The organism is Enterobacter cloacae complex sp. P38RS (assembly GCF_014930775.1).
Taxonomy (GTDB): domain Bacteria; phylum Pseudomonadota; class Gammaproteobacteria; order Enterobacterales; family Enterobacteriaceae; genus Enterobacter; species Enterobacter bugandensis.
The window spans coordinates 21263-34703 of record NZ_JADBRS010000023.1; the positions used below are offsets into that span (position 1 = coordinate 21263).

Genomic DNA, 13441 nt, shown 5'->3' on the forward strand with positions numbered 1-13441 from the left:
CCGCAGTTTTTTGCTGAGCGCCTGAGACGCGGGCGCTCAGCAAAGAAAACACAACCTGCCTGCCTGACCTTATGCGCTTTGGTGAACAGCGAGGGGCGGTAGCGTGTCCAGGAACCGACAAAGAGAGAATCACATGGAAAATCCAGCCATCCTGTTACGTCGTCTGAACCCTTACTGCGCCCGCGCGATGGAAGGGGCGGCATCGCTCTGCCAGACCCGTGCCCATGCCGAAATTCTGCCGGAGCACTGGCTGCTGAAGCTGCTGGAGCAAGGCGAGGGGGATCTCACTGTGCTGGCACGCCGCTACGAGTGGGATATGGATGGCATCTGGCAGGATCTGCTCGGCTGGCTGGATAAACAACCTCGTTCCGTGCGCCATCGGCCCCAGCTCTCAGAAGACATCCAGACTCTGATGCAGCAAGCCTGGCTACTGGCCTCACTCAATGGTGAAGAGCACATTCGCAGCGTCCATCTGCTGATGGCGCTGGTGGAAAAACCAAAACTGGCTCGTTGTGACGGCCTCTGGCCGTTGTTAACGCTTGGGCAGAGCCAGCTGGAGCGCCTGAGACCGTTGCTGGATGCGCAATCGGATGAGCGTCCGGAAATGCAGCGCGAAGCTGAACTGGCACAGAACCACGGCGGTGAGGTGGAGTTTGTCGGGCGTCCGGCTGGTGAGGAAATGGAAGAGGGGGAACTGAGTCCTGCGCTGCAGAACGCGCTGTATAAATTCACCCTTGATGTCACCGCCAAAGCGAAGGAAGGAAAGATCGATCCTGTGTTTGGCCGTGACACAGAAATCCGCCAGATGGTAGACATCCTCTCTCGTCGCCGCAAAAACAACCCGATTCTGGTCGGCGAGCCGGGTGTGGGGAAAACCGCACTGGTTGAAGGTCTGGCATTGCGTATTGCCGAGGGCAATGTGCCTGAATCCCTGAAAACGGTCACTCTGCGTACCCTCGACCTGGGCCTGCTACAGGCCGGCGCGGGCGTGAAAGGTGAGTTTGAACAGCGCCTGAAAAACGTCATTGATGCTGTGCAGCAATCGCCTGTGCCTGTCCTGCTCTTTATTGATGAAGCGCATACCATCATTGGCGCAGGCAACCAGGCAGGCGGCGCCGATGCAGCGAACCTGCTGAAACCAGCGCTGGCGCGTGGCGAACTGCGGACCATCGCGGCCACCACCTGGAGTGAGTACAAGCAGTACTTTGAACGCGATGCCGCACTGGAGCGCCGCTTCCAGATGGTAAAAGTGGATGAGCCCGACGATGACACCGCCTGCCTGATGCTACGCGGTCTGAAATCCCGCTACGCCGAGCACCATAGCGTGCACATTACCGACGATGCGGTGCGCGCGGCAGTTACGCTTTCTCGCCGCTATCTGACGGGTCGCCAGCTGCCGGACAAGGCAGTTGACCTGCTCGACACCGCCGCAGCGCGCGTCCGCATGAGCCTCGACACCGTGCCGGAGCAGCTGACCTGCATTCGCTCGCAGATCACCTCTCTTGAAATGGAGAAGCAGGCACTGCTGGAAGATATTGCTGTCGGCAATCAGAGCCATGGTGAACGCCTGACCGTCATTGAGCAGGAAGAGAACGATCTTATCGTTGTTCTCGACGAGCTTGAAACTCAATACGGGCAGGAACTGAAACTCACCGAACAACTGCTGGAAAGCCGCCAGGACATCTCCCGTCAGAGCGAGACGCACGCGCTGCAGCAGGAACTGCACGGCATGCAGCACAGCAACCCGCTGCTCTCGCTAGATGTGGATGTGCGCACCGTTGCCAATGTGATTGCTGACTGGACAGGCGTTCCGCTGTCATCGCTGATGAAAGATGAGCAGACCGAACTGCTTACCCTGGAAGATGAAATTGGCAAACGTGTGGTCGGGCAGGATGTGGCGCTCGCGGCCATCGCGCAGCGCCTGCGTGCGGCAAAAACGGGTCTCACCTCCGAGAATGGCCCTCAGGGCGTGTTTCTGCTGGTGGGCCCGAGTGGGGTGGGGAAAACCGAAACCGCCCTGGCTCTGGCGGACGTGATGTACGGCGGTGAAAAATCACTGATTACCATCAACTTGTCCGAGTACCAGGAGCCTCATACTGTTTCCCAGCTGAAGGGCTCCCCTCCGGGCTACGTTGGCTACGGTCAGGGCGGTATTCTCACCGAAGCCGTGCGTAAGCGACCGTACAGCGTGGTGTTGCTGGATGAGGTGGAGAAGGCGCACCGCGACGTGATGAACCTGTTCTACCAGGTGTTCGACCGTGGCTTTATGCGTGATGGCGAAGGGCGTGAAATCGACTTCCGTAACACCGTTATTCTGATGACCTCCAACCTCGGCAGCGACCATCTGATGCAGCTGCTGGACGAACAACCTGAATCCACCGAAGGCGATCTGCACGAACTACTGCGTCCGATCCTGCGTGACCACTTCCAGCCCGCGTTGCTGGCCCGCTTCCAGACCGTGATTTACCGTCCGCTGGCGGAAGCGGCCATGCGTACCATCGTGGAAATGAAGCTGTTACAGGTTAGCAAGCGCTTGCATCGCCACTACGGCCTGACCACGCAGATTAATGAGAGCCTGTATGACGCCCTGACCGCCGCCTGCCTGCTGCCGGATACCGGGGCGCGCAATATCGACAGCCTGCTGAATCAACAAATTCTGCCGGTGCTGAGCCAGCAGTTGCTGACCCGTATGGCCGACAGACAAAAACCACGGTCGTTACACCTGAGCTGGAGCGAAGAAGAGGGCATTGGCCTGGAATTTGACGTTCAGGAGGGAGTGGACGCATGAGTAATAATCCTCCGTTAAGGTTCAGCCATAACCACCACCTGCTGGCGGTGAAAGGCTGTGAGTCCGCGCTCGACGTGCTGGCGTTTGAAGGCGATGAAGCCCTGAGCACACCGTTCCGCTACCGTATTGAATTCACCAGCGGTAACCACGCCATCAGTAAAGAGATGATGCTGATGAAAGGGGCTTCCCTGACGCTGCAGGCCCCGGTAGACCAGGGTTACGGCATCAGAGTGCAGCAGGCCGTGCGCACCCTTCAGGGGGTGGTGACCGGCTTTGAACGCCTCGGCACCTCAAAAGACGAAACCCGTTATGCCCTGACGCTCCGGCCACGCCTGGCGCTGCTCGACCGTTCGCACCAGAACGCCATTTACCAGGATATGTCGGTCCCGCAAATCGTGGAAAAAATCCTGCGCGAACGTCACGGCATGCGCGGCCAGGATTTTCTGTTCTCGCTGTCAAAAGAATACCCGCGCCGTGAACAGGTGATGCAGTACGGTGAGGACGACCTGCACTTCATCACCCGCCTGCTGGGTGAGGTCGGTATCTGGTTCCGCTTCACCACCGACACGCGACTGAACATCGACGTGGTGGAGTTTTACGACAGCCAGCAGGGGTACGAGAAAGGCCTGACCCTGCCGTCGGTACCGCCATCGGGCCAGCACTCGCAGGGCGTGGATTCGGTGTGGGGGATGGAGAGCCATCACAGCGTGGTGCAGAAGCAGGTCAGCACCCGGGACTACAACTACCGTCAGGCCACGCAGGACATGAACACCGTGGTGGATGCGACCCGCGGAGATGTCACCACGTACGGGGATGCCTACCACTGGGCGGATAACTACCTGACGCCGGGCAGCGCGTATGACCGCAACCCGGCGCCCGAGTCCGGGGCGTTTTATGCCCGCCTTCGTCATGAACGCTACCTGAATGGCCAGACACGGGCACAGGGCATCACCAGCTGCCCGACGCTTTTTCCGGGGCAGGTACTGAAAGTGACCGGCGGGTATGAAGTGGCGGACGTGTTTGCGCAGGGCGTGGTCATCACGGCGATGCACACGGATGCCAGCCGGGATAAGGACTTTGCGGTTGATTTTGACGGTATTCCGGACAGTACCGATTTTGGTTTCCGCCCGGAGCCAGGCTCACGCCCGGTGATGGCGGGCACACTGCCGGCCCGCGTCACCAGTACCACTGAAAATGACACCTACGGTCATATCGATAAGGACGGGCGCTACCGCGTCAACATGCTGTTTGATCGTGACAGCTGGGAGACGGGATTCGAAAGCCTGTGGGTGCGCCAGTCACGCCCGTATGCCGGGGACACTTACGGCCTGCACCTGCCGCTGCTGGCGGGCACCGAGGTGGCGATTGGCTTTGAGGACGGTAACCCGGACCGGCCGTACATTGCCGGCGTGCTGCATGACTCGGCGCACGGCGACCACGTCACCATCCGGAACTACAAACGCAACGTCCTGCGCACCCCGGCGAACAACAAAATCCGCCTCGACGACGAGCGCGGAAAAGAGCACATCAAGGTCAGCACGGAATACGGCGGCAAGAGCCAGCTGAACCTCGGGCATCTGGTTGACAGCGAAAAACAGCAGCGCGGCGAGGGCTTTGAGCTCAGAACGGACAGCTGGGGTGCGATACGGGCGCAGAAAGGGATATTCATTTCGGCGGACGGTCAGACGAAGGCGCAGGGCCAGGTGCTGGATATGGCAGCGGTTAAGCGCCAGCTATCCGACGCCCTGTCTTTGGCTGAATCACTCTCCAGTCTCCTGGAAACTGCAAATATCGATTCACTGGATAATGACACACAACAAAGTTTCTTACAGCAAAGTGTGGATACCCTGCAACAGCCAGTGATTGTGGCGGGTGCACCAGCGGGAATTGCACTTTCCACGCCTCAGCATATTCAGTTCAGTGCTAACCAGAATCAGATATTAACTGCAGGTGGGAATACGGAAATATCAGCGCTAAAACGTATTGCCTTAGTTGCTAAAAAAGCAGTGGTGGTGTTTGCACATGAGATGGGAATGAAACTGATTGCGGCGGCAGGGAAAATCGAAATGCAGGCCCAAACTGACGGGGTTGAAATTACAGCAGCGAAAGGATTAACCATTACCAGTACAGAAGATGAAATCCTTATCTCGGCGAAAAAGAAAATTACCGTGCAGTGCGGTGGTTCTTATCTGACGATTGAACCGGCCAAAATTGAACATGGTACCAATGGTTGCTTTAAAGTAAAAAGTGCTGATTTTGACTATGCGGGACCAGCGAAACTGGATGTTCCCTATCCGAAATTTACCGCCTGCGAATCCATGGCTTCAGAAGCTTCAGGCAAGGGTGATGCGACCATACCGTTGAGCTAAGGACGACTGATGATTAATTACCTGGAGAAGCCTTTGCAACTGGCGGACCATCAATATGCAGTTATTGACCGTATGCGGGTGCCAGAACTGCCGGAAAGCTGGCCGCTTATCGAACTGGTTTCGCCGATGCTGGCACCACAAGCCCATCTTTACCCGTGGCTGATACCGTTGCATGAGCTTCCATCTGTTGAGTGGAAGACGTTGATGGCTGACCTTTCGCGATGCGCAGATCCAACTTCACCGCCGACGAGTGTCCTTTTACTGTCCAGCTCACGCCCAACAAATATTGTACGTAATCTGCTGGTCAATGCGCTGTTTTTAAAGGATACAAACCAACAGGGACATATCCTGCGTTATTACGATCCACGAGTGTTGTTTCATCTGCACTGGATGTTGAGCCCATGGCAATTGTTTAACCATCTACCCGCCCATGAAATACCGTACTGGACATTCTGGCTGGATGGAGAGTGGCACACACTGGCTTTCCCGGCTCGAGTTTCTTGCCAGCACGGAGACCAAACAGAAATTCCGCTGGCGCAATTACAGCGTTGTGGGCAGATAAACCTTGCCCTGGAAAAATTGCCACCCAATGTCGATATGGCGCAGCGCCAGGAAAGCAGTCGCAAAATAGATGCTTTGCTTGTGCAGGCGATGATATGTGGACTGCCGACCCAGGAAGATCGTATTGCATTTGCGCTGCATGGATTAGTGCAGCCAGAAGGTTTCTGGATGGCTCCGAAGATGGCTGCATTCCTGGCACTGTCCCAACAGGCTCCTGACTATTATCGTGATGTAACCAGTAACTGGGATGAAAATCTCTGGCAGGAAATGACCCAAATGCAGCCCTATAATAATGCATGGAACAATTAATATGAGTACACAAAAAGGCTGTAAATTCTGTATTCGCTATGGGTTGCCAATTTTACCCGTTCGCCCGGCGGTTGTGGCAAAGGATGATGCATTACCTCTTTTGCCAGGTAGCGTCACCCTACCTGCAGTAGCAAAGGGCGAAACTGCATGGACGGGACGCGTGCTGCGTGAGGGCTATTTATACATCTGGTCTGAGTCAGGTAACCGCTGGATAAATTATTTTGTCACTTGCGAAGGATATTATTACCCGCTGCCTGAAAATGGAGATGTGCCTCCTGATATTGCAAATGGTAAGGCTAAGCCATGCGTTACTCAGCCAGAAGAACTGGCGAGTGCATCACTGATAACGCTGCCGGTAAAGCCCTTGGGGATGAAAAACGGCGTGTTCTGGTTCTGCTGGTCCGAAGTGGAATGGACACCTGCGGTTCGCACAAAACATGAAGATGTGTCATATCGCATCCAGTATATGCAACGTTTTGACATGGATGCCTGGATTAATAGCGGCAAGGCTGACCAGACTATTGCATTGTCAGCGCTGACAGAAACAGTGGCGGAATACAGTAAATCAGGAGAAAGCTGCAGTGCCAGAATATGGTCCCGCGCCCCCTGGAAAGCGGCCACGACATTTGAAGCCCGTTTAATCAAAAAATCGGCGGACAAGCTTTACCCAAATAAAGGCGCAATGATAGTGCTGCAGGATCCACCTGCAGTGTTGCAGGATCTCTCCGCCCTTATAGACTATGAGCTGCAAAAAAATATCTATAAAAATGCGAAATATCAACGGGAGCTTGCTCTGGCTTCTGCAATTACTGGTTTGAAAGAATCGATGAATCGCCAGTTTGAACGTGACGCTATAGAGAAGAGTGAGAGCGAAGAGCGTGTGGCGCTTTATGGTCCCTTTGGCTACGCCGGGAATAGCGATGTTCCGGATAATATGTACACTTCGATCGGCGACAAAAAAATGAAGTCTGAAGCAGCCAGGAAGTGGGCGAAGTATGAACAATACTATGAACCATCAAAAGTGGCTGACTTTCAGAAGAAATTTAATAAAATTTTACAGCAGTATAACGACAGTGTCGTAAGTCCACGCACCGAAATGTATCTTGAGTGGATAAAGGGCAGCGTATTGCTCGAATATTTTAAGCATAATTTTGATACCCAGGAATTGAAAAGCGGTATTGAATATGTCCAGACGCTGAATTACTGCATTGCCGGGATGCAGGACAAAGTGGGGGTCATTCGTCATTTTAATGATTTGTTGTCAGGGACACCTACAGATGTAACAAATATACTGGCTCGTGCTTTAATATTAAATCAGGATGTTCTGGCTGAAAAGTTAGCTAAAGCTACTGAAGGCTTTTCGGACTGGTTTGCCATTCCCTGGAATGGGATCGCCGATGCCTTTAAAGATGGTATCGAAAAAATGCGTGATAATGCTGCCGGAGTGGCAGGAATATTCATTGGGTTACTTTCAGGTATATTAACAAAACAGATCGCACAGGCATTAGAATCAAACAAAGTCTACGGCTGTTTAGTTGCGATGGGTGCAATAACAAATAAAGCACTGGTTCCTTTAGAAAAAACAGGGAAATATAAAGAGTTTGTTTCTGAAGTGGTCACGCAATTGGCTAAGGAAAGCGGACTGGACAGCAGAGCAAATAAAGACAGCTTACGACATTATGTCAGACGGGAGTTAAGACGACTCAGAATCGACGGGTTGCCAATGGAAGTTGAGGAAACAAAAAAATTTCTGGTCATGGTTGATATTGACAAAGTACACGAGATGGCATCGCTGCCACCCAAAGAGCGTGCTATTGCATTGAGTAAATTACTTCGAACCTCGGCAGATGTTGAGGCTCAGCAATTTAGCCGCTGGCAGGGGGCTGTCCAGCGTGGAGTCACAAAAGCCGGACAGGCTATGCCATTTACATTGGGGGTATGTTCCGGGATTCTTCAGGTTGCAGCACTTTTTATTTCTGCTGATATTCACAATAAAAAAACGCTCACTGCCGATCAGGGAGAAGCGCATTCCCGATTTTGGGCGGGCGTATTAGGTCTTGGAAGCACGACATTAGGCATTATCGAGACCGGTATTAAACAGTTTCAGTTATTTGCCAATGCTGCGTCGAGGCTCCGGGTTTTCAGCTCCGAAACCTTTCGTAGATGGGTGTTTGGTTACCTGGGGAAAGCGTTAGGCGTGGTGGCAGGTGTGATTGCTGTAGGATATGACTTATATCATGCCCTTAACGAATTTAATAAAGGACATACAGGGTTGGCTATTGCTTACGGTCTTTCCGCAGCGGCTGGTGTCTGGTTAGCGGTGGCAGTAGTTGCCGCTATACCTGTCGTAGGAACGTTTATTGCAGTTGTGTTTTTAATTGGTACAGCACTTTATCTGGCATTTCACAATCGCGATAACATTCAAAAATGGCTGGTGCAGTGTTTATGGCGAAGAATACCTGTTGATATAGATGAACCAAAGGTAGAACAAGAAAAATATAAGATGATAGAGGCTGCCGAACTGCCTATATGGCCAACCATGAAAATGGAAATGGATGAACTTAAATTAGCGTTGGGAGTGGAGGGATAAAATGGATTATTACGGTCTTTTCCCTAAATTTAAATTAAACCGGTTTCTTAGTGATGAAGAGAGAACGCATCAGCTAAAAAAAGACGAGACAACTGAACTGGATGGACAATCTTTAGTTCCTGATATGAAAGTGATAACACTAAATTCCCATTATCTGGAGTTGGTTGACAAATATTACTCAGCAAAAGGATTTCTTAGTTTAATCGCTGCATTTGCTTTTTTTGGATTTTCATTGCTCTATGTTACTGTGCTAATTAAGAGTGTTCCCTATATTGATTGGAAATTTTCGACTAGTGAAAAAATGTTTCTGTCGATGAGTTTGATTTGTATTCCAACCATTATAATGACATTCAAAGTCCTTAAAACAGAATGGTTTGCCTGGACACATTACCCCATTCGCTTTGACAGAAAAAACAGACTGGTGCACGTATTCCGGTTAAATGGTTCAGCCTACAGCGTTCCCTGGGATAGCGTTTTTTTCACCACAGGACTGAGCCACAGAAAAGATGCGAACAAAGACTACTACATCAGCGGTCATGTGCTGGCGGATGATAATGAAACCGTGATTGACACCTTCTGTCTGCCGGCCACGCATTCGGACAGGAAACAGCTTGAAAGGCACTGGGAGTTTGTCCGACGTTACATGGAGGAAGGGCCCGAGTCCGTCATTGGGGTTGTTGATTTTTGCCTGCCCATCGCAAAAAAACGCGAGGGCTATCGCTTTGGTCTGCTCTATCTTTTATCCGGCTTTAACGGCGCACCGTTATTTCTGTTCCCGCTCCTGTTTGTGCTGTCCTTTATTTTCAGCGTTCCGCGCTACCTGGCGATGGTGACAAGCAGGTTGCCCGACTGGCCCGAGAGTATTGAGTCACTGTGCCGGGTTGATAAAGATGACCCTTATCGGGTCGATGCTTCTGGTAATCCTGAACATCTATGGCGGAATCTTTTCAGGAAACCATCAGCAAACAACAGGAAATAAAGATGAAAGGTATAGTGGAAATGGATGACCATAACTTAGCTCCGGGAGCTATGAAGGATAGTGCTGTTCCTGTGCTTTTCATGGCTATAATTATAGTTGCAAGCTAACATCATTACTGAATGATGCAACAACAAATAAATAATGAGTTCTGTAAAAACACTGGCGAATGGCTGTAACCAAAAATGAAAACACAAAAAGGCTGCAAATTCTGTATACGCTATGGGTTACCATTTTTACCCGTTCGTCCGGCGGTTGTAGCAAAGGACGACGCATTACCTCATTTGCCTGACAGCATCACTGTACCTGTAGTAGCAAAAGGTAAAACTGCATGGACGGGGCGCTTGTTGCGAGAAGGCTATTTATATATCTGGTCTGAGTCAGGTAACCGCTGGATTAATTATTTTGCCACTGGTGAGGGATATTATTACCCGCTGCCAGAAAATGGAGATGCGCCTCCTGATATTGCAAATGGCAAGGTTAAGCCATGTATTACTCATCCAGAAGAGCTGGCGAATGCGTCACTGATAACGCTGCCGGTAAAACCCTTAGGTATGAAAAACGGTATATTCTGGTTCTGCTGGTCCGAAGTGGAATGGACACCTGCGGTCCGCGCAAAGCATGAAGACGCGTCTTATCGCATCCAGTATATGCAACCTTTTGACATGGATGCCTGGATTAATACCGGTAAGGCTGACCAGGTTATTGCAATATCAGCGCTGACTGAAACTGTGGCGGAATACTGCCAGGGTGCGGACAGCAGTGGTGTCCGCCACTGGTCCCCATCGTACTGGAAGAGGGCAAAGGCGCTGGACGGTTCGAATCTGGTGCTGGCAGCAGAGGCGCTGTCCCCGGGTAAGGGCGGGATTATTATTTTGTCAGACCCAGTGGCGGTAGCGCAGGAACTGAGTGCGTTAGTCAACTATCGCCTGAAAACCCGCTTTGCCGAAGATCCTGAATTTTCCCGTGGCATCGCGTTATCTGCAACGTTGTCTGGTCTTAAACAGGCCATGACCGAACAATTCAGAAGAGATCTAATTGCTGAAGATAAAACAACGGAACAATGGCCAAAGACGGTGGGAAGCAGGGTTATCGCAGGTATCCCGGTGCCATCGGAAAATGCTGAACAGGAAGCAGAAGAGGCGAAAGACTGGCATAACCGCACTTTTGATGAACGGTTTGAAGTCCGGGCGAAGCAGCGATGGGATAATTATGAAAAATATATTGACCGGGATAAAGAGAAAGCGTTCCTGACGAAATTAGATGCGGCCGTAAATACATACAACGAAAGCGTCATTATTCCGATGACAGAAATGTATCTTGCCTGGCTACAGAGCGAAGCACTTCCCACTTACTTTGAACATAACTTCGACACAAAAAATATCCCATGCGGGGCATTCTATCTGCAAAGCGTAACTGACTGTCTGGAAGGTATGCAGGATCAGAAGTTGGTGTCACAGTGGCTTTATAGTCAGCTCGTTGCGGAGGCTTTCAGTGCTAATAACTATATACTCCAGGCTCTGGTTTTTAATAACGATGAAATAGCGAAGCAGATCCAGGAAAAAGTCAGCAAGGTTTCTGTGGTTGATGCTATTTCGTGGGAAAATCTGATGGATGGCATCAAAGACGCCACTGAGGATTACAGTAAGGTACTGTCTGTAAAGATGGAGAGCTACCTGAGCTGCATCAGTAGTGGTTTTGTGCGCCTCTTGCAGGATATGGCATATAGCAAACCAGCAATCAGTATTGTCGCGATGGTTGCGAACAGCGGCTATGGGTTAAAAACGGTGGTGCTGACGGGTAAGCGCAAATATTTTCTTCGGGCGACTTTGCGTGAAGTCGCCCGGATGACAGATATTCATGATCGTGTTTCACAGGACAAGCTGCACCATCATCTGGATACGGCAATGCGGCGAATGGAGCTGGATGGGGTTCCGATGGAGGACACGCAGGAGCGGCGATTTATGGTGCTGATAGACCGTAATGAAGCCAGAAGAATCAGCGCATTGCCAAAAGATGTGCGTATTCAGGAAACTACCCGGTTTCTTCGTTCTGCTGACGATGTGACAGGCAGTGTGTTCCCTCGTTTTTACAGTACGAATATGTCGGGTCTGAGAGGGGCTACGGTGAATCGCCTTGCGGACACGGCGGGAGGAAGCATCCCGTTTGCAGGGTGTATGGCTTCGTTGATTTTTCAGGGGGGCGCATTAATCGGCGCGGCAGGCGAAAAAGATCTGCTGACCTGGGAAAAAGGTACACGCTTTGGTGCGAATGTGGTGGGGGCATTTGGGACTTCGCTGGAGGTGGCGGAGCGGGCGCTGAATGATCTGAGGGTGCTGAGGCTGAAGGCGATTATACGCAGTAACTTGGGAGCAAATGCGCTCAGAAAGACGACCGGGTTTATTAGTCAGGGGATTAAGGTGTGCTCAAGGGCGGCAATGATTGGTGTTTTTTGGGATGGATTAAATGGTATTAATTATTTTTTCCAAGATAATTATGGAATGATGATAGCCAGTTTTGGTTCTGCTATTGGTGGAGCGTTATTGTCTGGTATTATCACCGGTTTAGTTTTGGGGCCATTAGGAATAGCCTGGGCGTTGGTGCTGGTTTTTGGTTGTGCTATTTATATGGCGTTAAAAGGGGGTAACGATATTCAGAAATGGCTGAAAAGTTGTCTCTGGCGGAAAGTCCCGGAAGGGTTGTATGGTGCCCCAGCTATTTATCCTACCGGGATAATGGAAATGGACGCATTTAATGATGCGATTAAGTCAGAGGATGACTGAATATGACAATGTATGGCCTGTATCAGCCTTATAAAGTAAATCGTTTGTTGACTAGAGAAGATAAAAATAACCGGCTCAGGCAGGGGGGGGGCAAAAAAGTTAAATATTTTAACTGCGCGAGGTCTGTAATTCGCATGAATTCGACTTATCTTGAAACTGTGGATAAGTTCTATAAAAATAAGGGGGTGGACAGTCTTTGGGCTCTGATGATTTTTGTGGGGTTTATTGGAATTCTACTATATGTGATTTTTAGAGGGGTTACAGATTTAATTGCTATACATGGACTGGGTAAATTTTCTCTTGCTTGTTTGATGGTTCTTCCGTTTATAGCTTTTGGTGGTTATTTTGTCTTTAAAGAATGGTTTAAATGGACACATTATCCCATTCGTTTTAACCGCTGGAATGGAATGGTTTATGTATTCCGTACAAACGGAACGGTGTTATGTGCTCCCTGGAAGGAGATATTCTTTACTCAGGAGAAAGAACCGGGTCCCCTGCGTGAATGGTGCATCCGTGGGCACATTCTGGACAAGGATGGGGAAACGGTACTGGAAACCTTCAGTCTGGGATTTTGTGAAAATAAAGCATCATTGCCGGAGTATTGGGAGTTCATCCGTTGTTATATGGAAGAAGACTGCGTTGAGGATCTGGCTGAACTGGTAGTCATTTGCCCACCAGTCGAGAACAGAAAAGAAGGTTTTGTCTTTGGTCTTCAGAATCTGTTTTATATGGAGTCCCGGCTGGAGTGGTTATTTTTGCCCGTAACGCTGCTTCTGAATATTGATGGCAGCGTTGCTCGTTATATTGCGATGCAGACCAGTAAAATCCCGCAATGGCCGCAGGAGGTACAGGATGCCTGTAAGCCTGATATTGATGACTCCGTGAATGTCAGCGCTGATAACAATCCGAAAGATATGTGGCGACTGATATTTGCGAATCAGAAGTATGAAGACTGGAAAACACTGTATGACAAAATGGAAAGTGCAACGAACAGAATTCATGCGGCGCTGGCGGAACGTTATAGCGTGTGAATAAATTTTATAAAAAAATGACAGGATAATGTAG

7 protein-coding genes and 1 pseudogene are annotated in these 13441 nt (G+C 50.5%); all 8 read left to right on the forward strand.

What is annotated here, in order from left to right; all coding sequences use genetic code 11:
• The first annotated feature begins 133 nt into the window (after positions 1–133).
• The 8 genes and pseudogenes from tssH (at position 134) to IM303_RS21190 (ending at position 13407) form a co-directional block, all read left to right on the forward strand.
• Positions 134–2788, forward strand: coding sequence for a type VI secretion system ATPase TssH (gene tssH / locus IM303_RS21160; RefSeq protein WP_193360232.1), 2655 nt, complete (start codon positions 134–136; stop codon positions 2786–2788).
• Positions 2785–4504, forward strand: a pseudogene (locus IM303_RS21165) (type VI secretion system Vgr family protein); the annotation flags it as partial. The gene tssH and the pseudogene IM303_RS21165, both read left to right, overlap by 4 nt.
• On the forward strand, positions 4501–5157 hold the full coding sequence (locus tag IM303_RS22415) for a DUF2345 domain-containing protein (RefSeq protein WP_370528517.1): 657 nt from the start codon (positions 4501–4503) through the stop codon (positions 5155–5157). The pseudogene IM303_RS21165 and the gene IM303_RS22415, both read left to right, overlap by 4 nt.
• Positions 5158–5166: 9 nt before the next feature.
• Positions 5167–6027, forward strand: a complete 861-nt coding sequence (locus IM303_RS21170; RefSeq protein ID WP_193360233.1) for a DUF4123 domain-containing protein — start codon at positions 5167–5169, stop codon at positions 6025–6027.
• Position 6028: 1 nt separating this feature from the next.
• Complete coding sequence (locus tag IM303_RS21175; protein WP_049000921.1) at positions 6029–8617, forward strand: T6SS effector BTH_I2691 family protein; 2589 nt, start codon at positions 6029–6031, stop codon at positions 8615–8617.
• 1 nt (position 8618) lies between these two features.
• Positions 8619–9596: a DUF6708 domain-containing protein gene (locus tag IM303_RS21180; protein WP_049000920.1), complete on the forward strand. Its 978-nt coding sequence runs from the start codon at positions 8619–8621 to the stop codon at positions 9594–9596.
• Positions 9597–9778: 182 nt separating this feature from the next.
• Positions 9779–12376: a T6SS effector BTH_I2691 family protein gene (locus IM303_RS21185; RefSeq protein ID WP_127334665.1), complete on the forward strand. Its 2598-nt coding sequence runs from the start codon at positions 9779–9781 to the stop codon at positions 12374–12376.
• Positions 12377–12378: 2 nt separating this feature from the next.
• Positions 12379–13407, forward strand: coding sequence for a DUF6708 domain-containing protein (locus IM303_RS21190; protein WP_049000916.1), 1029 nt, complete (start codon positions 12379–12381; stop codon positions 13405–13407).
• Positions 13408–13441: the final 34 nt, after the last annotated feature.